Here is a 21,761-nt window from a genome sequence, read left to right on the forward strand (position 1 = left end):
TCTCTCCTTTTATTATGCGCTAAAATATACGCAAATTCTGCAGCCATCCATTTTCTGGATGGGAATATCCATATCGTAAATCTCTTTTAATGCGGCTGATTCAATAATTTCTTCGGTAGGTCCATCTTTTACGACCTTACCATCCTTCATCGCTACGATTCTATCTGAATAAACCGACGCAAAGTTGATATCATGCAGCACGATGACAACTGTTTTTCCAAGTTCATCAACCAAACGGCGCAGGATTTTCATAATTTGAACGGAATGCTTCATATCTAGATTGTTCAATGGTTCATCCAGCAAAATGTACTCTGTATCCTGAGCGATAACCATCGCGATAAACGCACGCTGCCTTTGACCACCAGATAATTCATCTAAAAAACTGTCCTGCATATCAGTTAGGTGCATGTATTCAAGTGATTGGTCAACAATCCGTTCGTCTTCCTCCGTTAGCCTCCCCTTCGAATAGGGAAAGCGGCCGAAGGATACGAGTTCGCGAATCGTCAGGCGCACATTCATATAATTGGATTGTTTTAGGATCGATACCTTCTTAGCAAAATCATTTGACTTCATCTTTTTCACATCAGATTTATCAATTAGCACTTCTCCTGTATCTGCATCAAGAAGACGGCTCACCATTGATAGTAAAGTCGATTTACCTGCCCCATTCGGACCGATAAAGCTCGTGATTTTCCGCGGCTGAATATCAACGGTGACATCCTCAACAACGGATTTCTTCCCATATAACTTTGACAATCCTCGTACTTGTATCATGCAGCTTTCCTCTCCTTTAGCAGTAAATAGATGAAGTACACTCCACCGATAAAGTTAATAATGACACTTAACGTTGTTGAAAAAGTAAATACTCGTTCAACCACCCATTGCCCGCCAACAAGAGCGATAATACTCATGAGGATCGCTCCTGTGATTAGGATATTGTGTTTGTAAGTCTTGAAAAATTGATAGGATAGATTGGCCACAATTAAGCCAAAAAAGGTAATAGGTCCAACTAAAGCAGTCGAGATTGAGATGAAGACTGCAACGACGATCAGCATTTGTTTGACGATTGAATCATATGGAACCCCTAAATTGATTGCTGTATCTCGACCTAATGACAAGACGTCTAAATACTTTAAAAAACGCCATGCATATATCATCACAAGAGCAACGATGGCAATAGCCCGCCAAACTAAGTCTGAATTGATATTATTAAAACTCGCAAACATCCTGTCTTGGACAATCTGGAATTCATTTGGATCAATCAGTACCTGAAAAAACGTTGAGATACTAGAGAAAAATGTCCCCACAATGATTCCAACTAGCAATAAAAAGTAGATCGGCTGATTTCCCTTTTTAAATAAAAACTTGTATAAAATTAGGGCAAAAACAATCATTACAACAACTGAAAGTAGGAAATTCACCTGTTTGTTGACGATAATCATGTGTCCTGAGCCTAAAAAGAAAATAATTAAGGTTTGCAGGAGCATGTAAAGCGAATCCAACCCCATAATGCTCGGTGTCAAAATCTTGTTATGTGTGATCGTCTGGAAAACAACTGTTGCATAAGCGATTGTGACTCCGGTTAAAACCATCGCCAGTACTTTGATCGTTCGTTTTGGAAGAGCATATCCAAAACTCCCGTTTAATTCATGGAATAGATAGATAGCACACACTCCGGCAGCAATTAAGGCAAAGACAAGTAGTTTGATTGAGTTACGCATATGCCTTCCTCCGGAACAGTAAGTATAAGAAAATTCCGCTTCCAATTACCCCAACCATAAGACTGATTGAAATTTCATATGGATAAATGAGCACTCTGCCCAAAATATCGCAAATCAGAAGGAAGATGGCGCCAAGGAGTGCGGTATGCGGCAATGTTTTTTGTAAGTGATCGCCTTTAAAAATTGATATGATATTTGGAATAATTAAGCCTAAAAATGGAATAATTCCGACGGTCAGAACCACTGTTGTCGTTACTAGTGCAACAAGGATGAGACCGATATTCACCACACGGCGATACGCAAGTCCAAGATTCTTTGAAAAATCCTCACCCATTCCAGCAACTGTAAAGCGGTTCGCATAAAAATAAGCAATAATTAATATCGGAATACTTATGTAGAGCAATTCATATCGGCCCTTCATAATCATTGAAAAGTCACCCTGCAGCCATGCAGACATATTTTGAATGACGTCAGCGCGATATGCGAAAAAAGTCGTCACTGAGGATAATATATTTCCGAACATCAAACCCACAAGCGGTATGAATATAGCATCCTTAAACTTAATTCGGTCAAGAATTTGCATAAAAACAAACGTACCAGCAAGCGCGAAAACAAAGGCTACTGCCATTTTTTCAAGCATGGTTGCATTTGCAAACAACAGCATCGAGACAAGGATACCAAGACGGGTTGCGTCTAGTGTTCCAGCGGTAGTCGGTGATACAAATTTGTTTCGGCTAAGCTGCTGCATAATCAAACCTGCAATACTCATCCCAGCTCCTGCAAGTAGGATTGCTACTAGCCTTGGCATTCGGCTGATAAGGAAAATCTGTGTCTCTTCAGATTGGACATCTAACAAGTCCAATGGTGATATACTGCTAACCCCAACAAACAAGGAAACAGCAGATAAGACGATTAATCCTAGTAGTAAATATCTTTTCTTCATCATTGCAGTCCTCAACATTTCTATTTTTCTATCATTCTCAATTTTATTGAGAATCCTTATCACTTAGAAACAAAAATAAATGACATTGAAAATCATTATCAACGTCTTATACCCTTGATTATAAACAGTGTAATTTGTCTAGTCAATAAACAATCGTGAACTATTTCCAATTATTTCTGAATAATTTGTGACATAAACATGGTGTTTACCCCGTAAATCTAATATATGATTCTCAAATTATCCACCTTTTGGCGGAGGAAAAATCCATTTTATGGAGAATGGCAAACTAAGTATAAGAGATTTATAGAATGTTAGGAGAAATAAAAAAGGAGTCGCTTAATGAAAAATCAGCAGCAAAAAAAGATATCATTGTTAAGCCTCCTATTAATACTTCCAATTTACTATGCTTCTAACTCTCCGATTCAAACGAGCTTAGAATATACATCTGCTGTTCATGTAGATCGGACAGTAGTTGTATATCAAAAGGAGCCTATCATGAAAGAAAGTATCCTATTAACTGTTCCAGCGCTGCAACAATTCTCTGAGCTGCCAAGGGGATGTGAAGTAACCAGTTTGGCGATGTTACTTAATTTTGCTGGCGTTTCTGTTGACAAACTAACTCTGGCAGAGGAGATTCCAAAGGTTCCTTATTTCAGTGATGGATACTTCGGAAATCCTCATCAGGGATTTGTCGGGAATATGTATACCTATAATCAGCCTGGATTAGGTGTTTACCACGAGGTAATTGAAGACCTTGCAGACAAATACCTCCCTGGCCAAATCGAAAATCTTACTGGAGATCATTTTTCTTCTGTGCAAAAAAAGCTAAACGAGGGTAAACCCGTTTGGGTAATTGTCGGCAGTACATTTGATTTTTTACCAGAAGAGCAATGGGAAACATGGAAAACAAAAGAAGGAGAAATCAATATCACCCGCAGAATGCATTCTGTTTTAGTCACCGGCTATGATGAAAACAACGTGTATTTTAATGATCCCTTTTATCCGGAACAGAATAAATCAGCCAATTTTCAGAGCTTTGTCACAAGCTGGAACCAGTTCGGAAGCCAGGCAATTTCTTATTAAGCACAATTAGATGGTGCCTATGCACCATCTCAGATTGTCGAGAAAGGTATCTTTCTCGGCAATTTTTATTTTTCTGCCTGCCCGAAGGCCTGTTGATTTCCGCTCCAGTTGCTTCGCTTTCCGCGGGCGTGCCGGGGAGCCTCCTCAGCGCTTAAGCGCCTGCGGGGTCTCCCCAGCCCCGTACTCCCGCAGGAGTCTTCGCACCTTCCGCTCCAATCAACAGGGGGAATGAACCTGGAGATCGCCACACACTTTTTCAAACCTGGCTAAGTGCGTGGCAATCTTTTTCATGTTTTGGCATGCTGCGGTAAGTAACACTTGCTCACTCGCATTTTGCAATCCCCGTAACCTACAATAGCGAAGCCCATGCAGTTCTTTTGAATCTGCGAAGCTTCGCTCTACTTTTTCTTTTCTAAATTTATATAGTATTTTACCTGACTTTGAAAGTCTGTTAAGTCGAACCTTTTCCTTATGTTCCTCCCAAACATGTCTGGTAACTACTTTTGTTTTATTTTGAGATTTTGTACACTCAGGCAGGAGTGGGCAGTTAGTACACTTTTTAGGATCTGACTTATATTCCCGATAACCTTCTCTTGTAGTTGTACGATATTGTAACTCCTGACCATTTGGACAAACATACAAATCTCTATCTTTGTCATATGTAAACTTCCATTTAGGAAATAACCCTTTTGTTGATTGATATCTTCTGTGAGCGATAACTCCAAAAATATTGCGTTCATTAAGTCCTTTACAAATCGGATTTGTCAGGTAACCCGAATCAAGTGCCACAGCTTCTACTTTAAATCCAAAACGTTCGACCTGACGGTCTAACCGTGAAAGATAGGGGACAGAATCGTGAACATTTCCTGGTGTAACATACGCATCAGTTATGATGTTGAACTTCATGTCGGTAGTTCGATGATCAAGATAACAGAACATCTCCTGTTTATTCTCTCGTGACATAAACCCGCATTCAGGATCAGTTGTGCTCAGTCGTATTTCCTTTTTCTCGGTCACCTCCTCCTTTTCCTTTAAAGGCTTTTTTCCATGATCTCTCCTGTCTTCCTCAATAGCTTTGTTTAAATCTTCTACATATTCACGTGTTTCAACTTCCACTTCAACTCTAGAGAATTTATGTTTGTTTGCATTCGCTTTAAGGTGTGTGGAATCGGAAAATAAAACTCTTCCTCCAACCATCTTGTGGTTAATTGCTTTGAAGACAATCTCATCAAAAATTTCCTGAAATATATTTGTATCTTTAAAACGGGTTCGCCGATTCCAACTAATGGTGGAATGATGGGGAACTGTATCGTTTAGCTTTAATCCTAAGAACCATCGATAGGCCACATTCGTCTGAATTTCACGCTCTAATTGTCGTTCAGAACGAATGCCATAAAAATATCCGATAAACATCATCTTAAAGAGCTGTATAGGGTCCGAAGGACGCCCGTTATTTTCTGAATAAAAAGGACGGACCTTCTCACCAATAAAAGAAAAATCAATATACTTGTCCACCTTCCTTAATAGGTGATCTTGCGGTACTAAATCATCAATAAAAACAAATTCAGCTTCGTTTTGTATTTCTCTTTTTGGCTTATACATTCTATCCACCGTCCTGTTATTTATATGTATATTATAGCATATTAATGCGGTGAATCATTAAAGTAATTACAAAAAATAATAGCTGTCGAGATTTTCTCGACAGCCTGAGATGGTGCCTATGCACCATCTTTTTTGTGTAATTTTTTAAAAAGATGGAAATCCTAGCAAAGGATATTGTTTCAAGAATGGAGGAGTTATCTTGGAATCGACCTTGAAGGTTGGGGATACAGCCCCTGATTTTTCGTTACCAGCAACAACGAAGGATCCCCTTTCGCTTTCCGGTTATCGGGGGAAGACGAACGTGGTTGTCGCTTTTTATGGGATGGATTTTACTCCCGGCTGAATTAAAGAAATCGCCTCTTGGAAAGAGGACTACAAACGATTTGAACAGCTAGGTGCAGAGGTTATTGCAATCAGTGCGGATCATATTCACTCGCACCGCGTTTTTGCAGCCAGTATGGGGACATTGCCATATCCATTAGCTTCCGATTGGCAAAGGCAGACGATCAAGGACTACAAGGTGTATAACGAAAAAGGCGGCGTTGCGATCCGTTCGGTGTTTGTTGTCAATCGAGATGGAGTGATTACTTATATGAATACCTCCTTTAAAGCCGACAAAAAAGAAGATTACGAAGCAGTTTTTTCAGAACTAGAAAAGCTCGTCTAAGCATTACAGAAAAGACATCTCCCGACCAATCGAGAGATGTCTCTTCTTATTTAATGTACGAGCTTTAAACCAACGACTGAAAAAATAATACCTAGAATACAAGCCATACGAAGCCTGCTCTTTGATTCCTTAAAGAAAACCATACCAACTATCGCAGCTCCTACCGTTCCAATCCCTGTCCATACGGCATAGGCAGTTGATAAGGGAATCGTCTCCATCGCCCGAACGAGCAGTTGGAAACTCATTATAAACCCTCCAATTAGGATTAGATAATTGATAAAGTTACCTTTATCAGCTGTTCTTTTTAAACCGATAACCCCAACGACTTCAAAACAACCGCCTAAAATAAGCATTAGCCAATCCATTAAACACCACCCTCCTTGTTTGTTAATTTCAAGCCAATTATGCAAGCCAAAAGTAATAAAATAAGGGCAACTCTTAATGGACTAACCGAGCCGTTTTCAAATACAATCTCGACTATAACCGTTCCTAAGGTGCCAATCCCGGCAAATACAGCATATACCGTCCCAACAGGTATCACTTTTGTCGCTCTTATAATTAAATCAAAACTTAATAAAATCGCTATAAGCACAACGAGAGAAGGTACTTCTTCATATTTAAATCCACTTGCCCAGACTACTTCAAGAAATCCTGCAAGGATCACAAATAACCATGCACTTGATTCGCTTTTTCCCTTTGATTCAGTTAATACTTTTGAATCACTCATTTTTATTTTTCCTCTCTTTCCGCTACTCGCTTAATCTTACCAAATTATCATTTGCATATCATTCCCTATGAACGTATGATTGCTTATGAAAATCTTTCTTTTTATAAGGATTGGAGAGTTTTACTAAATGAAACAAAACAAGGATGGTTTAAAACCATTTATCTCTCTCATTTTATCTGCTAACATCCCGAAAGCTGCATTAGTTTTTGGGTTATCTGCAAGTCTTATTACGACACTTGCAGGACTTCTTGTTCCAGTACTAACGAAAAACTTAGTAGATGGATTCTCTGTTTCATCGCTAAGTGTTCCACTCATAATTGGGATAGGTGCAGCATTCATCTTCCAAGCAATGATTAGCGGGGTATCGATTTACCTGTTAAGTTTTGTCGGCCAAAAAATCGTCGCCCGGCTGCGTGAAAAAATGTGGGTAAAATTAATTCGTTTACCTGTCAGTTATTTTGATAAACAATCGAGCGGCGAAACCGTCAGCCGAATTGTAAATGATACAAGTGTTGTTCGCGATTTAATTTCGAATCATTTTCCACAATTCATCTCAGGGATTATTTCTATTATCGGTGCCATCGTCATTTTATTGATAATGGATTGGAAAATGACACTTATCATGTTAATATCTGTTCCTCTTACGTTTATGATTATGATGCCGCTCGGAAGGAAGATGGCAAAAATCTCCCGCGGCCTGCAGGATGAGACTGCCGCCTTTACAGGAAGCATTCAACAAACGTTAAGTGAAATCCGCTTAATGAAAGCATCCACTGCAGAACACCATGAAGAGACAAAAGGGGTAACAGGCATTGGCAATTTGCTCAGTTTTGGGTTAAAAGAAGCACGAATCACCGCCTTAATTGCTCCTATCATGTACCTGGTCGTCATGATTGTCATCGTGATGATAATCGGGTACGGCGGAATGCGGGTGGCCAACGGAACCATGTCTACTGGTTCACTTGTAGCATTCTTACTTTACCTTTTTCAAATCATTTTTCCGATAACGAGTTTCGCGATGTTCTTTACCCAGCTGCAAAAAGCAAAAGGGGCTACCGAGCGGATTATTGATATCTTAAACCTGCCTCTAGAAGAAGGGCAGGAAGGGCTGGAGCTGGACATCACAAATAAACCTATTCTCGTCAACCATGTATCTTTTGCCTATAGTGAAGATGAACCAGTCCTAGAAGATGTATCGTTTGAAGCACAGCCAGGTGAAATGATTGCCTTTGCTGGTCCTAGCGGCGGTGGCAAAACGACTATGTTCGGCTTACTTGAACGCTTTTATGAGCCTACCTCTGGGAAAATAATGGTAGGTAATATTCCAATAACAGATTTATCCATTGAAGCATGGCGCAGTCAAATTGGTTATGTTTCACAGGAAAGTGCAATGATGGCGGGAACCATCCGCGAAAATTTATGTTATGGGCTGCCAAATAGTAAATCAATTTCAGATGACCAGCTATGGAAAGTGGCAGAGATGGCATATGCAAGTGAATTTATTAAATCCTTTTCGGAAGGATTGGACACAGAGGTTGGCGAACGCGGGGTAAAACTTTCTGGCGGTCAAAGGCAGCGTATAGCGATTGCACGCGCTTTTTTACGTGACCCTAAGATACTAATGATGGACGAAGCAACAGCAAGCCTTGACAGCCAATCAGAAGGAATTGTTCAGCAGGCATTATCCCGGCTAATGGAAGGCCGTACTACCTTTGTTATTGCTCACCGTTTATCTACGATTGTCGACGCTGATAAAATCATTTTCATCGAGAAAGGGCGAGTCACAGGAATGGGGACTCATCAAGAATTAACACAATCACATGAATTATATCGTGAATTTGCAGAGCAGCAATTAACCAGCGTCGATCAAGAAAATCAAAAAAAAGGTGCATTAAGCTGAGCTTAAGCACCCTTTTTTTGACTAAGCCTGGGGCTGCTTCTCGGCAATGGAGATGTTTGGCCCCTCTTCTTTTACCTTGAAAAGCGGAACAACCAGTAAGGAACCAATCAAAAATAATATACCGGATACGGTATAAACACCAGATAATGTCAGTGGAATTTTCACAACACCTGCAATCGACATTCCAATCACCATCATCCCCATAAACAACGGACTAAGTACACCATTCACACGCCCTATAAATGCTTCTTCCGAATATTTCAGAATGATGGTGTTAATCCCAATATGAATACACGGAAAGAATACACCGTTCAATACTTGTAATACCAGCGTTACTGCAAAGCTAGTCGACCAGCCAACCCCAATAGTAAATACCATGCTTGCAAAAATCCCGATTGCAAGAAGCTTTTGAGGTGAGATCTTTTTCGAGAATGCCATGACGATACCACCGCCAGCGAGCATACCAATACCATTTGCCATTAACAGCCACTGAAGTGATTCCTTGGGCATTCCAAGTTTTTCAATCGTAATAAAAATCATTAACGGTGAAATCAAACCAACAGCTAAACCACACACAGCAAAAATACCGCCCATTGATTTCAAGATTTTTTTTGACATCACATAACGGAAACCATCTGCTAGTTCTTTTTTAAAATTATTTTGAACCTCGTTTTTTTCCTTCTCCAAATCACGCGGAAGGAACATTAACACCAGTCCCGAAAGTAAGAACATCGCACCCATGACACCAATCGAAATGTATATTCCATATTTTTGATAGACAAGTGTTCCAATTACAGGACCGATGACCATGAATATTGCCATCAACGATTGGAAGATGGCCATAACGGATTGCAGCTGTTCACCTGGTACATGCTGCTTCAGTAGTTTCATTGCTGAAGGCATGGAAAACTGTGAAAGAATAGCTGAAATCAGCGTCGCTAAGAATATTGCTTGCCACGAGCCAAAAAGTAGTGCCAGCAGGACCAAACCAATCGATACAGCAGATAACATATCGCACCAAACCATCGTCAATTTAGGTTTCCATCTGTCAGCAAAAGTCCCGCCAATAAATGAAAAAATAAATATCGGGGTAAACTCAACAACCGATATTAAGGAAACATATACCGGATCATTATCGGTAATATCGGTCACGTATAGTAAAATCGCAAAATTCCTTATCCAAATTCCTAACTGAAGTAAGAAGTTTGAAGACATAATGGCTAATACAATTCGATTTGAAAATATACTCCCAGTAGAAATGGATGTCGCGCCCTGATTGTTAACCTCCATCGTATTCCCCCTTTAATTCGTTATAAAGTTATTTTTGCCAAAATTCCGCATAATCATATCATACTGGAAAATTAATTTCAGCGAGAAACTTAAGGTTTCCGAAAATTATTTATTTTATCACGATTATTAGTTGATAGTATTGTAGATGTTTTGATAAGTTAAAGAGAGAAGAGTATCTTTTTGAGGTGTTTTCTATGATTAAGATTTCGAGTACTGGTTTACAACATCCAATTGTATTACTATTGGTTGTTTTGTTTGTAAAAATTTATGCTTTCCAGGTTGTCGTTTTTGAAAATATATCATTTTTTCATGTGCTGCTTGTTGAGTTTCCAATGTGGGCATTTGTTTTATCGGTCCTGACGCTGCTTTTTAAAAAACGGACCTGGTTAGCCATATGGCTTTATAGCTTAATCCTGTCAGTTCTGTTCATTGTCGTTGTTTATTATACACGGTATTTTTCAACCGTACCATCTTATTATGATGTCAAACAAATTTATCAATCCAACTCTGTTGGAGGCACAGTTGCCCTGCTTGGAAGCCCTTATGACTTTTTATTTTTCTTAGATACGATCTTAATCGTCCCGGTTATGTGGTTTTTCAAAAAAAGGGCAACATCCTTTGTCTCAGCAAAGAGATGGGCAGTCAGCTTTGGCTGTATCGGACTCATCATGACTGTTATCGCTTTTCGCTATCCTTTAATTGATGTATCCTACTTTGCAAAGAAGCATGGCTATATCCAATCTCAATTCGTTCAAGCCTATGAAAACAGCCTTGGGACAGCCTTTGCCAGCCAGGAGTATATGTCAGAAAAGGAACTTGAAAAGCTAAAAGGCAATAAATATGTCCCAGCTGCAGAACATAGCACCTTTGGTCTTGCAAAAGACCGCCATGTTTTTATTATCCAATGGGAGTCATTACAGGAATTCACCATTAATCAAAAGATTAATGGACAGGAAATCACACCCAATTTAAATGCATTCTTAAAAGAAAGTGCCTATTTCGATAATGTTTATCAGCAAATTGGGGCAGGTAACACATCAGATGCTGAATGGCTCATGCACACCTCCTTATACCCGGAAGGCATGGACCCTACCGTTAATACCCTTGAGGGTGAAGAGATTCCTTCACTTGTTCGGACTCTAAAAAAGAATGGCTACGGTGCTGCAACCTATCATGCCGATGATATTACCTATTGGAGTCGTGATAAGTTATATCCAGCACTGGGATTTGATTATATCTATACCAGTAACGAGATTCCAAATGAAAAGGAAATTGGCTTTGGTCCCGCGGATGAAGTGCTGTTTAAATTTGTGGACGAACAACTTCCTAAACAGTTGAAGACGCACGAGAAAATGTATTCGAATATTATTACGCTCACAAGCCATACACCATTTGAAATGCCTGAAGAATACGAGTTTCTAGACTTACCAGAAAACTTTAAGGAAACGTATGTGGGGAATTACTTTCAATCAGTTCGTTATACGGATGAACAAATTGGCTTGTTCATCAAACAGCTAAAGAAGCTTGGAATCTATGATGAATCTGTTATTCTGATTTATGGTGATCACTCTGGCCTTCACGGTGCACCTGTTACTGAAAAAGATAAGACCATATTAAAAGAGGTTTTAGGTCACGAATATACAATGCAGGACCGCTTTGTTGTACCAGTGTTATTTACGGTTCCTGGTCTCTTTACGGGGGAAAAGTATTCAAACCTCGGCGGGCAAGTTGACCTGATGCCGACCCTATTAAACTTACTCGGCATAGAACACGACACGCAGATGATTGGCCACAATCTTTTTCACTATAAAAAGAACCTGCTTGGAATGCGTTATTACCTGCCAGGAGGATCGTTTATAAGTGATAAAACTTTTTACACGGCACCAAGTGCGAAGCTTCCCGCCTCCATCTATGACCGAAAAACGATGAAGAAAACAAAGAATACCAATCGCCTTCAAGAAAGCATCGATAACACCTTAGCCATCATGGAATACTCAGATTATATCCGCAAGGAACAAACAGAAGATAGGTAAAGGACCTGCATGGTGACATGCGGGTCCTCCTTTTTAATGTACCTCTTCTACTTGTTTCTTTATCGTTGGAACCTCCAAGTACGTGACAACACGCCAAATCCACTCTAATGGTCCAAATTGAAAAAAACGCAGCCAGATCACACTAAAGGTAAGCTGAATAATATAAATCGTAAGACAAACTAGTAGGGATTGAAGATAGGTTAATGACTCAAACATGTTGAATACGTAACCTGCTAGATAGATAAAGACAGTTTGAAAGATATAGTTTGTCAGTGCCATCCGCCCATAGCTCTTCAAAGGAGATAACAGCTTCTGAACAGTCTGGAATTGCAAAAGCAGAATCAGCACCCCAACATATAAAGCCGAAACAAGCGGTCCAATCATGATTCCTATACTTAAAAATCGATAAGTTGTTTCATCTACTCCATTATAAAAACCAAATGGATATGACGGTGCATGTTGATACTGATAAATCAGTCCAGTTATACTAACGATTAACAAAAGAGCCGTACCGATTACTACCTTTTTCACCTTCCCCGCCACTCCTTCAAACAGGCGATATTGACCAGCAGCAATCCCCAGCAGTATCAGCGGTACAACCATAAACAGCTTCGAAGCCATTATACTTAGGGCGATTAGCAAGATTAAGCCAAGGGCAAGGTTATTTTCCTTTTTCAATTTGTAAAATGGGAGTAAAAGCAGTCCAGTTATCGCATAAACGGTCAATGCCTCACCCGGGTGGAATTTAACATGGAACCAACCTAAGATAAACAGAGCCGCCACCCGTCGCAAGAATAAGATATAGCCATTTTTCCCCTTCGCATTTGCTCTTGAGATAAATAGAAAAAAGCCTACACCGAACAAAAAAGAGAAAAGCGTATAAAATCTGCCCTCAACAAATAAAAAGAGAAACATTTGATAGGAAGCATCCCCTGTTCCTTGTTCAGGTAATTTAACTGACAACAGCGGCAAGATATTTACTAAGATTATTCCCATCAAGGCAAACCCCCGTAAATAATCGAGGATTTCTATTCGTTCAGTACGTTCCGTTGGCTTCAACAAACTCACCTCCATTAAATTGGAATGAAAATATGTACAAGGACTAGAAAAAAGATCATCACTGCTGTGAGATGGAAAATCCGCACTTGATTTTTTCTGTGTCGTGCAAAATTTAGTACTTTACTAAACTCATACCTTCATTCGGTTTTGGAAAGTATGTATCAATTACCTGTAAATCCTCATCCGATAAAGTCAGTTCTAATGCCTCAAGATTACTGTGTCTATTAACGTAAGTCCGTTTTCAATTCCATATCTTAAAGCCTTTATTTCTTCTAATGCCTCACTTTGATTTTCTCCATAGGTCCAAGTCCCCTGCCCTATGAGTGGTAACTTTTCATTTGTTGTCCCTAAGCTCCGATATTTCATTACAATCCCCCTTAACCACATTTTTATTTTTGAACTTGAACAAAATTAAAAATCAAATCATAATTTAGTATTAAAATAAGTATAACAAAAAAAAAACCGTGGACCACCTACTACCACGGTTCAACTTTATCGCACTGGAGTGAAGAATAATCCATCCTTGTCAGCCAAACAAGCTTGGATTATTTTTTGTGTTCTTTTTCACTGGCTACTACTCCTTTACATTTAAAATCGTTTATGTTATTACATTTCTTCACGCGAAATGTATTGTTTTTACATGCTCTAAATTGCGATACACGATATCCCTTTCTGCTGTAATTAGTGTTAATTGGTTATTCCAGACTTTTTGAAGTAAGCCAATCTTTTCACTGCTATCACCACCATCAATAACCACAAGCTGGTTTTCTAACTTTTTGCATTGATCTTCAAAACTTCTCGCTAATGGAATGGAGGCAGGAGCTGCAGGCAGAGTCTGATTGCTGATGGAATAAGGAGTACTATGCTCCGGATAGGGTATTAACCATTTAACATGATCCATCGAAATGAACACTGTTTTGTATACGGGTGAGTAAAACACAAAGTGATTATTCATGATACTCGTCAAATAGCCGTGAATGGATTTATTACCTGTTACATATACCTCGACAAATCTTCCCTTGGCATTCGTCAATATTCCCCGAAAAGAGATCGTTTGTGATTCTGATTCAAGCGGTTTTTCTAAAGGAGGTTCATACACTACCGAATTTTCGTCCACTTTTGCTTCTTTCACCCGCTGAATATGAACTGTTGGAATATAAAAGAACCTATCACTTCTTCCCACATATAAAACAAGAATATCTAATCCAGAATCAACTAATATACCTGAGTAAAAATTCCCACCTGAAATCTCTATCTCAATATTTTTACCAAGTAATTCTTTAAACACCATCATTTATTCTCCTTTAATCGTTTCTTTACTCTACTGTAGTGCTCCGCCAAATAACCATGAAACCCAATAATATAAGACAACTAATGTAAACAGCGTCGCTGGAGGAATAACAACAAATGTGATTTTTACATATTCCCACCACGTGATCATGACTTTTCCTTTTCGAACGATGTGCATCCACATTAACGTTGCAAGTGTTCCCATTGGCAGTAATAATGACCCCATATCACTTCCTATTACATTGGCTAAATAGGAGATTTTTAAGGCTAGCGGGCTAAGGTCCATATTCATTAACGTAAGCGTTCCGACCATGAGTGCCGGATGATTATTAAAGATGTTTGAGAGAACTGTTAATAGTGCTCCCATCATCACACTCGCATGGAGCAGGCTTCCTTGTACCATTGGACGCATATAATCAATAAGCATATTGGTCAAACCAATATTATTCAGACCGTAAATAATGACATACATACTAAAGGCGAAAACAAGAATATACCATGGAGTTTTTTTCAGCATGTCGACCGGCGAAATTTTTAAATAAACCCATCTCCAGCCTAAAAGAACAAGAGAGCCAATAACAGCCATTAACGAAACAGGGATCGCAAAGTATGATGCGGCAAAGAGACTAAGGCGTACGGCAAATACAAACAGAAGGACATTTCGCATAAACCGAGACCGTTCTCTTTCAGTGGAATAAGCAGGACTAGGTTTTAGTGGATGATACGACTTCCGAGTCAATCCGGAAACTTTAATAGGAACAGTTTTTGGGATTACTTTTTTAAAGCGAAGGAAGAGCAGTCCTACTAGCAACAAAAGACCGAGTGTTGCCGGTACAAACATCATCGCCGTGTGCAAATATAAATCCATATCTACTATCTTTAAGGCGATGAGGTTGACGATATTGCTTACACCAATGGGAGCACTCGAGGCTGTAGCAATTAATCCTCCTGATAATAAATAGGGTATCTTTTGATGATTTTTCAACCCCATATTGTTTAACAACATGACAAGAATCGGAGTAGTGATTAAAATACTTCCATCATTATTGAAGAAAAGTGTCATAAGAAAGCATAAAAGGTTAACATACCAGAATAAGCGGATACCTGACCCCTTTGCTTTAGCAGCGAGCTTCTCTGCCACCCAATTAAAAAATCCAAAACTTTCTAAAACAATCGCCATTACGATGGTGGCCATAATGGTAATGGCCGCACCTGAGATGGTTTCGGTAATAACTCCAAGGTCTGTAAGAGAAACACTTCCACTGATGATCACAAAAATTGCACCAATTGTGGCAGGAATGGCTTCATTTATTCCTCTAGGTCTCCAAAGTATAAAGATGAGCGTAACTACAAAAGCGAAAATGGTCATCCAAACCATAGGTTGAATCATAATTTTCTCCTTCCAATCTAACTAGTTCTTCATGATATGTCATGAGATGACTCTACCTCCTCTTAGGCCCAAGTCCGCTCATGTCCCCCCCTTCCATCTATCCCTATTGTCAGAGTGTACTTTATTTATATGTATCCTCACTGTTACAGGCATTGGGTTTGTACCCTTTTCCTCAATAAATCCACTAGAATCTATGGACAACTATCTTTAATGAACCGACCCAGGTATTAGAAATTTTATTAATTTATGCAAAAAAAAGAGACAGTGATGAGGATGTCTCATTACTGTCTGTAAAGAAAAAGCAATACCATTATGCAACAAGGTATTAATCAATTGTAAAAATATAAGCGATTATAAATGTCTATTAATTACTGATAAAATGTTCCGTAAATCGGTGACAGGCACCTGACCAGGAGCGGAAGCTTTCTTAGCAGCGCCAAATGTTAGTGCAGACCCAAATATTTCACCTGCTAAACGGCTGATGACTCCCTTACCTGCCATTGACATCGTAATGATCGGTCTATCTGCGTATTGCTCATTCATTGTATTGGTGGCATCCAATAAGGTTAATACGTCTGCAGTGTTCCTCGGCATAACCGCGATTTTCGGTAAATCTCCGCCTAACTCCTGGGCCTTACGTAAACGGGAGACAATCTCTTCCTTTGCCGGCGTTTTATCAAAATCATGATTAGAAATAATAACAAATACATCGCAGCTATGTGCTGTGCCAACAAGCCTTTTGACCTCTTCATCATCATTAAATAGCTCAACATCCACAATATCTACCTGACCACTCTCCGCCATCACCTTATTTAATTCAAAATAGTATGCAGCGCTGACTTCCTTTTCTCCGCCCTCTTTTTTACTGCGGAATGTAAAAACGAGCGGTGTATCAAGCAGAATGGATCGTATTGCATTCAATGCCTCTTTTACTTTCTCGATATCCTCCACATGCTCAAAAAAATCAACACGCCACTCCACAACATCTAAGTCGACTGTTTTAAGAAATGAGGCTTCTTCTACTAACTCCGTGATGGTTGCCCCAACCATTGGAACACAAATTTTAGGTGCGCCTTCCCCTATTGTTAATCCTCTAACCTTAACGTTTCTTTTCATCGTCTCCACTCCACTCGAACCTTTTACTTGGTTTCGTGCAACTCCCAAGATAATTTCAGGGTTTTTACAATGCTCTCCGCTAATTCATCCATGTCTTGATTGCTAATTTCAATCGTTGAGTGATAGTTATTTTTATAAATTTCTTTTCTTTTGTAAAATAACTCTTCTATCTCTGCCATTGACTTACCTTGCAGGACCGGACGGCTGTCAATAATCGAACTTAAACGGGTCTTCCATGCCTCCCAGGTAATATCCAAATAAAATACAATACTTGATGAAAGACATACCCTTCGGATTTCTTCCTGAAGGAATGCTCCCCCTCCAACTGAAATAATCTTTAGCTTATAGTCACATAAATTCTGAATTAATTCTTTTTCCTTTTCTCTAAAGGCTTTTTCACCAATTTCAGCAAAAATTTTAGGTATTGGCATGTTGTACTCTTTTTCAATTTCTTCATCAATATCAATAAAATCTCGGTACAGCTTTTTAGCTACCAACTTTCCAATCGTTGTTTTCCCTGCACCCATAAAACCAATAAAAACGATATTTTTTTCTCTCAATGAACTGTTTGACAACGGCTTCCATCTCCCAAGGACAAATAATATTGATTCCATTATAAGCCTTCCAATCTATAAAACCAATCATGGTTATTTTCTAGCCCTTTTTGGGAATATAAGTTTAGTCGGTGACTCTACAGGGAGGAGATAAACGGAAATGTCCTTTAAAAAATTTCTATACTATATAACGAAGCTGCGTAACAGAATATTTTTTCCGGTATTTATTTTATACGTTTTATTCGCCGCCTATATTATTTTGTACATTGAACCAGAGACATTTGGGACCTATCTCACTGCTATTTATTGGGTGCTGACAACACTTGCCACGGTTGGGTTCGGTGACTATGCTCCCGTCACCCAGATGGGCCAGGCATTCACAATTATGTTGTATATTACGGGTATTGGGCTGGTCAGCGTTTTTATTGGAAAAATGATAAAAATAGTCTATCTGTTTGATAAACTCAAGGTTGGTGGAAAAATGAAATATACAGGGAAAAACCATATCATTCTAATTGGCTGGAGTGACAAATCCAAGCTTGCTATCCAAGAAATTTTGAAATCGGACAAATCTATTGATATTGTCATTATCGACGAACTAGAAAATTCACCAATGGTCGAGAAACAATTGTATTATGTCCGCGGTGATGCAACCGATGAAGAAACCCTGTTACAAGCTAATTTGCCTGAAGCAAAGGGTGTTATTATTTTTGCCGACCAAATAACACAAGACAATTATGCAACAAAGGACCCCATGCTCGTTGATGGAAAAACACTGTTGATTGCCGCAGCCATTACATCAATAGAAGAAAAACTAAATACTCCGATTCACGTAACGGCAGAAGTTGTTTATCAAAAGCACATTCGCCTATTCCAAAGAGTAAAGGTGGATGAATTTATTCCAACACAGGAAATGATTTCACATGCAGCCGTCCGCTCTCTCTTTTCCCATGGTGTTACCAACATGTATTCTGAGTTAATGAGCACCCAATATAAAGAAGCTATGTATGAAATATCGAAACAGCCTGAATGGATAACCTACCGGGATGCCTTTAGGGATTTGCTCGATAAAGGTGCAACGCTTGTAGCAGATCGGGGGAACCTTCATATCAATCAGAAACTCGACGAACCGATTCCGGAGGATGCCCAGCTTTTTGTGATTTGTGATAAAGAAACACTTTTGAAAATAAATCCTAATTACAAGCCCGCAAAATAACAAATAGGTCCTATCTAATGGATAGAACCTATTTTTATTGGTTTCTCTAACCTAATTTAATTTTGTCTTGTGGCTCATTAAGTTTCATATGTTCGAGCTCAAGTCTCATTCTTTCCGTTTCAATTAAATAATTCTGATGTTTTAGTTTCTCTAGTTCTAGTTCTCCCTGAATCATTTTATATTTTATTTTATTCTGCTTTTGAAAATGAGTCGTTAAAATAGCAATGATTGGAATCGAAAATACCATAATAACTGCAATTGTACCCGTCATATTCCATCCTCCTCCACTTACCAAAAATTCTTGCCTTCCAGATAAATAATACCAAATTCTAGAAATAGTTTGTACAGAATTATCAAAAAATAAAACCACATACATTGCTTGCCTTTATCCTCTTTAAAAAAAATTAGCAAGCGACTACTTTTGTCTTAAGAAACTTTCCCTTTGACAAAAGCATGTACGCCTATATAAGATAGAAGGCAGTGAAAAAGTTTACACTTTAAAGATAGGTGTAATTTTTTGTATGAAAGGTGGCTTCTTGATGACAAGAGATCAACGAAAGAAAATCACCATGTTGATGATCAACATGTTTATAGCAATTGGGAGTTTTGGAATCATTATTCCCATATTACCGGCCTATTTGGAGTCCATTAATCAAGGTGGAACAGCTGCAGGCCTGTTCATAGCAATCTTTGCCGGCGCTCAGTTCATCTTTTCTCCGATTGCAGGCAAATGGACAGATCAGTATGGCCGCAGAAAGATGATTATTTACGGACTAGCAGGTTTAACCCTGTCAATGTTTATTTTTTACGCTTCCAACTCCATATGGGTACTTTATGCCTCTCGTGCAGTTGGCGGGATTGGCTGCGCAATGCTTGTTCCTGCTATTTTTGCTTACATCGCAGACATTACAACGATGGAGCAACGTGCAAAAGGGAATAGCTTAGTTTCAGCAGCTATGTCTCTTGGAATTGTTGTGGGTCCTGGAATTGGTGGTTTCTTGGCAGGGTTCGGTTTGAAATTTCCTATTTTAGTATCAGCACTTGTATCTTTAGTCTCTGTCTTGTTTTCCGTTCTCCTATTAAAAGAGAGCCAAACAACTCCTATTGGAGACTCAGCAGATATGCCCCATGACAATGAGTCCATGGCAAGCAAAATAGCCCGATCAGTGAAAATGCCATATTTTATTCCACTTGTAATTACACTTGTAATGAGTTTTGGATTAATTGCCTACGAATCGGTTATAGGTTTATACCTTGACAACCAATTTCAATCTTCCGCGAAAGATATCGCCATAATGGTTACAGCAACCGGTATTGTCAGTGTTATTGTTCAGCTCTTTGTGGTTGATAGAATTGTAAATCGTTACGGTGAAAGATCTGTATTAAATGTATTTATTGCTGTAGCGGCAGCTGGATTTTTATTTTCACTGTTCGCTTCAAGCTACTCACTATTCTTTATCATTTCACTTTTTATTTTCCTATCCACCTCTATACTCCGCCCAGTGTTGAATACGTTGATTTCCAAGCTGGCAGGAAACGAACAGGGCTTTGCAATGGGGATGAATAATGCTTATATGAGTATTGGTAACGTCCTTGGACCAACACTTGCAGGATTACTATATGACGTCAAGATTTCCTATCCTTTCATATTGGGATTTGTATTATTAGTCATAACACTTTTCATTACCTTCACATGGCAAAAGAAATCACTAAAAACAAAAGCGGTATTATAGTAAAAAACTGATGCAGAAGCCTGCATCAGTTTTTTTACGATTTAATTGCTCTTTTTATATTTATACATCTTCCATTGATAATGAATAAAACAGCCAATGCAAAACCCTAGGATAGCCACTAATGCCGCGGTGGCAACGATAATGGTGAACACATACCCCACTGTATTCCAGCCAAGCAGAAAACTCATGAACCCAGCCGCCAAACAAAATACAGCTATTTTTTGATTAAATTGTTGCTGCTCCCAGTCCTCCGGGATATACTCATCTGGTTTTTTCCTTAGAAAAAGCTTTGCAATATTCATTATCGGATTATATTTAAAAACAATTCCCGATATTCCTGCAAGTAATGGGAGTATTAAAAACCATCCCTCACCGAAAACCAGTGTTAAAACGGCACTAATGACAATCACCCATTGGTTTGTTTTCACAAGCGGTCTTGGTATAGATCGTACTTTATCAGGCAAACATAACCCACCTTTCTTATAGGAATTATTGGTTATTTATTTTTTAGTTATACATGTTATATGCGGTTTTGTATAGCTTTGTTTTTAAAAGGTAGACCCATTTTGTTTTAAAATGTAAGATGGTAGTAATAGCGTAACAAGGAGCTGTGGTTTCGTGAAAATAAAAAAAATCCTCAATAACAATGCTGTTGTAGTTTTAGACAACAATGAAGAAAAGATAGCCATTGGTGCGGGAATTGCCTATGAAAAAAGGAAGAATGACATCATCAATCCAAGTAAAATTGAAAAGCTATTTGTTATGAAGGAAAATGAGAAATTCCAACAGCTTCTGCAGCAAATACCTGAAAAACATTTTTCTATCTCTGAAGATATTATCTCCTATGCAGAAGATAATCTGGGGTTAAAATTAAACGAGCATATTCATATCGGGCTAACAGATCACCTGTCTTTTGCTATTGAAAGAGCAACAGAGGGAATTCACCTGAAAAATAAACTTTTTGATGAAATAAAGATCCTTTATAAAAAAGAATTTGATATTGGCATGTGGGCAATAAGACATATTGAAAAAATGACAGGAGTAAAAATGCCAGTGGATGAAGCAGCCTACATTGCCCTGCACATTCATACCTCAAAGCCCCAAAGCAGCGATATGAAACAAACACTACGGCAGACTGCTATCATTGGTGAAATGATTCAGACCATTAAAAATTCACTTAAGATATCAATAGAAGAAGATGACCTTTCTTATCAGCGTTTAATGACTCATCTGAGATTTACTCTATCCAGAGTAAGTGATGAATCCCAGCAAATAATGGATGATGAAATGCTCACGATGCTGAAAAAAAAATTCGCACTATCCTACAATGTTTCACAGAAAGTAGCCAAGCTTCTTGCGAAAAACCATGGTATCACCCTGCCTGAACAAGAACTCGGATATATCACCATTCATATAGAAAGAATTAGAAATAGATAA

22 protein-coding genes are annotated in these 21,761 nt (G+C 38.8%); 7 read left to right on the forward strand and 15 right to left on the reverse strand.

Annotated features, from left to right (window positions below):
- Window positions 1-12 precede the first annotated feature (12 nt).
- From QFZ31_RS19045 to QFZ31_RS19055, 3 genes are read right to left on the reverse strand one after another with little or no spacing between them, the layout of a single operon-like run.
- Window positions 13-774 carry an ABC transporter ATP-binding protein gene (locus tag QFZ31_RS19045; RefSeq protein WP_307305793.1) on the reverse strand — a complete coding sequence of 254 codons (762 nt, stop codon included), beginning with the start codon at window positions 772-774 and terminating at the stop codon, window positions 13-15.
- Window positions 771-1,721: an iron chelate uptake ABC transporter family permease subunit gene (locus QFZ31_RS19050; RefSeq protein WP_307305798.1), complete on the reverse strand. Its 951-nt coding sequence runs from the start codon at window positions 1,719-1,721 to the stop codon at window positions 771-773. The genes QFZ31_RS19045 and QFZ31_RS19050 overlap by 4 nt, the downstream gene beginning before the upstream one ends.
- Entirely contained in the window at window positions 1,714-2,664 is a 951-nt protein-coding gene (locus QFZ31_RS19055) for an ABC transporter permease (RefSeq protein ID WP_179603120.1), read from the reverse strand. Before QFZ31_RS19055 ends, QFZ31_RS19050 begins: the two co-directional genes overlap by 8 nt.
- A 339-nt stretch (window positions 2,665-3,003) precedes the next feature.
- Between QFZ31_RS19055 and QFZ31_RS19060 the strand changes: the two genes are divergently transcribed.
- On the forward strand, window positions 3,004-3,747 hold the full coding sequence (locus QFZ31_RS19060) for a C39 family peptidase (RefSeq protein ID WP_307305801.1): 744 nt from the start codon (window positions 3,004-3,006) through the stop codon (window positions 3,745-3,747).
- A 216-nt stretch (window positions 3,748-3,963) separates the two neighbouring features.
- On the opposite strand, the gene QFZ31_RS19065 is transcribed toward QFZ31_RS19060, so the two are convergent.
- Window positions 3,964-5,349, reverse strand: coding sequence for an IS1182 family transposase (locus QFZ31_RS19065; RefSeq protein WP_307305804.1), 1,386 nt, complete (start codon window positions 5,347-5,349; stop codon window positions 3,964-3,966).
- Window positions 5,350-5,560: 211 nt separating this feature from the next.
- Between QFZ31_RS19065 and QFZ31_RS19070 the strand changes: the two genes are divergently transcribed.
- Window positions 5,561-6,016, forward strand: coding sequence for a redoxin domain-containing protein (locus tag QFZ31_RS19070; RefSeq protein WP_307311665.1), 456 nt, complete (start codon window positions 5,561-5,563; stop codon window positions 6,014-6,016).
- Between the two features lie 50 nt (window positions 6,017-6,066).
- Here QFZ31_RS19070 and QFZ31_RS19075 read toward each other — a convergent pair whose 3' ends face one another.
- Window positions 6,067-6,381: a DMT family transporter gene (locus tag QFZ31_RS19075; protein ID WP_307305807.1), complete on the reverse strand. Its 315-nt coding sequence runs from the start codon at window positions 6,379-6,381 to the stop codon at window positions 6,067-6,069.
- Window positions 6,381-6,743, reverse strand: a complete 363-nt coding sequence (locus tag QFZ31_RS19080; RefSeq protein WP_307305809.1) for a DMT family transporter — start codon at window positions 6,741-6,743, stop codon at window positions 6,381-6,383. The genes QFZ31_RS19075 and QFZ31_RS19080 overlap by 1 nt, the downstream gene beginning before the upstream one ends.
- A 127-nt stretch (window positions 6,744-6,870) precedes the next feature.
- Here QFZ31_RS19080 and QFZ31_RS19085 point away from each other — a divergent pair, with 127 nt between their 5' ends.
- Complete coding sequence (locus QFZ31_RS19085) at window positions 6,871-8,643, forward strand: ABC transporter ATP-binding protein (RefSeq protein WP_307305812.1); 1,773 nt, start codon at window positions 6,871-6,873, stop codon at window positions 8,641-8,643.
- 21 nt (window positions 8,644-8,664) lie between these two features.
- Here the strand turns inward: QFZ31_RS19085 and QFZ31_RS19090 are convergent, their stop codons facing one another.
- Window positions 8,665-9,933: an MFS transporter gene (locus QFZ31_RS19090; RefSeq protein WP_307305814.1), complete on the reverse strand. Its 1,269-nt coding sequence runs from the start codon at window positions 9,931-9,933 to the stop codon at window positions 8,665-8,667.
- A 194-nt stretch (window positions 9,934-10,127) separates the two neighbouring features.
- Here QFZ31_RS19090 and QFZ31_RS19095 point away from each other — a divergent pair, with 194 nt between their 5' ends.
- Entirely contained in the window at window positions 10,128-11,966 is a 1,839-nt protein-coding gene (locus QFZ31_RS19095; RefSeq protein WP_307305817.1) for an LTA synthase family protein, read from the forward strand.
- Window positions 11,967-11,999: 33 nt separating this feature from the next.
- Here QFZ31_RS19095 and QFZ31_RS19100 read toward each other — a convergent pair whose 3' ends face one another.
- From QFZ31_RS19100 to QFZ31_RS19125, 6 genes are all read right to left on the reverse strand, one after another.
- The gene (locus QFZ31_RS19100) at window positions 12,000-13,025 is read right to left on the reverse strand and encodes a DUF418 domain-containing protein (protein WP_307311668.1); all 1,026 of its coding nucleotides are present in this window, start codon (window positions 13,023-13,025) and stop codon (window positions 12,000-12,002) included.
- 198 nt (window positions 13,026-13,223) lie between these two features.
- Entirely contained in the window at window positions 13,224-13,391 is a 168-nt protein-coding gene (locus QFZ31_RS19105; RefSeq protein WP_307305819.1) for a hypothetical protein, read from the reverse strand.
- A gap of 250 nt (window positions 13,392-13,641) precedes the next feature.
- Window positions 13,642-14,316 (reverse strand): DUF2642 domain-containing protein, encoded by a 675-nt coding sequence (locus tag QFZ31_RS19110; protein WP_373459865.1) that lies wholly within the window; start codon window positions 14,314-14,316, stop codon window positions 13,642-13,644.
- Between the two features lie 30 nt (window positions 14,317-14,346).
- Window positions 14,347-15,705 (reverse strand): arsenic transporter, encoded by a 1,359-nt coding sequence (locus QFZ31_RS19115; RefSeq protein ID WP_307305825.1) that lies wholly within the window; start codon window positions 15,703-15,705, stop codon window positions 14,347-14,349.
- 351 nt (window positions 15,706-16,056) lie between these two features.
- A complete protein-coding gene (gene aroD, locus QFZ31_RS19120) occupies window positions 16,057-16,821 on the reverse strand; it encodes a type I 3-dehydroquinate dehydratase (protein WP_307305827.1) in 765 nt (254 codons plus the stop codon).
- Between the two features lie 23 nt (window positions 16,822-16,844).
- Window positions 16,845-17,435, reverse strand: a complete 591-nt coding sequence (locus QFZ31_RS19125) for a shikimate kinase (protein WP_307305830.1) — start codon at window positions 17,433-17,435, stop codon at window positions 16,845-16,847.
- A 100-nt stretch (window positions 17,436-17,535) separates the two neighbouring features.
- On the opposite strand from QFZ31_RS19125, the gene QFZ31_RS19130 reads away from it, so the two are divergent.
- Window positions 17,536-18,591 (forward strand): potassium channel family protein, encoded by a 1,056-nt coding sequence (locus QFZ31_RS19130; RefSeq protein WP_307305832.1) that lies wholly within the window; start codon window positions 17,536-17,538, stop codon window positions 18,589-18,591.
- A 46-nt stretch (window positions 18,592-18,637) separates the two neighbouring features.
- Here QFZ31_RS19130 and QFZ31_RS19135 read toward each other — a convergent pair whose 3' ends face one another.
- Window positions 18,638-18,862: a hypothetical protein gene (locus QFZ31_RS19135; protein WP_307305835.1), complete on the reverse strand. Its 225-nt coding sequence runs from the start codon at window positions 18,860-18,862 to the stop codon at window positions 18,638-18,640.
- Window positions 18,863-19,130: 268 nt separating this feature from the next.
- Between QFZ31_RS19135 and QFZ31_RS19140 the strand changes: the two genes are divergently transcribed.
- A complete protein-coding gene (locus QFZ31_RS19140; protein ID WP_307305837.1) occupies window positions 19,131-20,324 on the forward strand; it encodes an MFS transporter in 1,194 nt (397 codons plus the stop codon).
- 41 nt (window positions 20,325-20,365) lie between these two features.
- On the opposite strand, the gene QFZ31_RS19145 is transcribed toward QFZ31_RS19140, so the two are convergent.
- Entirely contained in the window at window positions 20,366-20,788 is a 423-nt protein-coding gene (locus QFZ31_RS19145; RefSeq protein ID WP_307305841.1) for a DUF4395 domain-containing protein, read from the reverse strand.
- 154 nt (window positions 20,789-20,942) lie between these two features.
- Here QFZ31_RS19145 and QFZ31_RS19150 point away from each other — a divergent pair, with 154 nt between their 5' ends.
- Entirely contained in the window at window positions 20,943-21,761 is an 819-nt protein-coding gene (locus QFZ31_RS19150) for a PRD domain-containing protein (RefSeq protein ID WP_307305844.1), read from the forward strand.

Origin of the sequence: Neobacillus niacini, assembly GCF_030817595.1 — a bacterium.
Lineage (GTDB): Bacteria > Bacillota > Bacilli > Bacillales > Cytobacillaceae > Neobacillus > Neobacillus niacini_G.

What these genes read in the sequence shown, in the direction of transcription:
- QFZ31_RS19045 (WP_307305793.1), bottom strand. Translation starts at nt 774, where the DNA reads ATGATACAAGTACGAGGATTGTCAAAGTTATATGGGAAGAAATCCGTT.
- QFZ31_RS19050 (WP_307305798.1), bottom strand. Translation starts at nt 1,721, where the DNA reads ATGCGTAACTCAATCAAACTACTTGTCTTTGCCTTAATTGCTGCCGGA.
- QFZ31_RS19055 (WP_179603120.1), bottom strand. Translation starts at nt 2,664, where the DNA reads ATGAAGAAAAGATATTTACTACTAGGATTAATCGTCTTATCTGCTGTT.
- QFZ31_RS19060 (WP_307305801.1), top strand. Translation starts at nt 3,004, where the DNA reads ATGAAAAATCAGCAGCAAAAAAAGATATCATTGTTAAGCCTCCTATTA.
- QFZ31_RS19065 (WP_307305804.1), bottom strand. Translation starts at nt 5,349, where the DNA reads ATGTATAAGCCAAAAAGAGAAATACAAAACGAAGCTGAATTTGTTTTT.
- QFZ31_RS19075 (WP_307305807.1), bottom strand. Translation starts at nt 6,381, where the DNA reads ATGGATTGGCTAATGCTTATTTTAGGCGGTTGTTTTGAAGTCGTTGGG.
- QFZ31_RS19080 (WP_307305809.1), bottom strand. Translation starts at nt 6,743, where the DNA reads ATGAGTGATTCAAAAGTATTAACTGAATCAAAGGGAAAAAGCGAATCA.
- QFZ31_RS19085 (WP_307305812.1), top strand. Translation starts at nt 6,871, where the DNA reads ATGAAACAAAACAAGGATGGTTTAAAACCATTTATCTCTCTCATTTTA.
- QFZ31_RS19090 (WP_307305814.1), bottom strand. Translation starts at nt 9,933, where the DNA reads ATGGAGGTTAACAATCAGGGCGCGACATCCATTTCTACTGGGAGTATA.
- QFZ31_RS19095 (WP_307305817.1), top strand. Translation starts at nt 10,128, where the DNA reads ATGATTAAGATTTCGAGTACTGGTTTACAACATCCAATTGTATTACTA.
- QFZ31_RS19105 (WP_307305819.1), bottom strand. Translation starts at nt 13,391, where the DNA reads ATGAAATATCGGAGCTTAGGGACAACAAATGAAAAGTTACCACTCATA.
- QFZ31_RS19110 (WP_373459865.1), bottom strand. Translation starts at nt 14,316, where the DNA reads ATGGTGTTTAAAGAATTACTTGGTAAAAATATTGAGATAGAGATTTCA.
- QFZ31_RS19115 (WP_307305825.1), bottom strand. Translation starts at nt 15,705, where the DNA reads ATGATTCAACCTATGGTTTGGATGACCATTTTCGCTTTTGTAGTTACG.
- aroD (WP_307305827.1), bottom strand. Translation starts at nt 16,821, where the DNA reads ATGAAAAGAAACGTTAAGGTTAGAGGATTAACAATAGGGGAAGGCGCA.
- QFZ31_RS19125 (WP_307305830.1), bottom strand. Translation starts at nt 17,435, where the DNA reads ATGGAATCAATATTATTTGTCCTTGGGAGATGGAAGCCGTTGTCAAAC.
- QFZ31_RS19130 (WP_307305832.1), top strand. Translation starts at nt 17,536, where the DNA reads ATGTCCTTTAAAAAATTTCTATACTATATAACGAAGCTGCGTAACAGA.
- QFZ31_RS19135 (WP_307305835.1), bottom strand. Translation starts at nt 18,862, where the DNA reads ATGACGGGTACAATTGCAGTTATTATGGTATTTTCGATTCCAATCATT.
- QFZ31_RS19140 (WP_307305837.1), top strand. Translation starts at nt 19,131, where the DNA reads ATGACAAGAGATCAACGAAAGAAAATCACCATGTTGATGATCAACATG.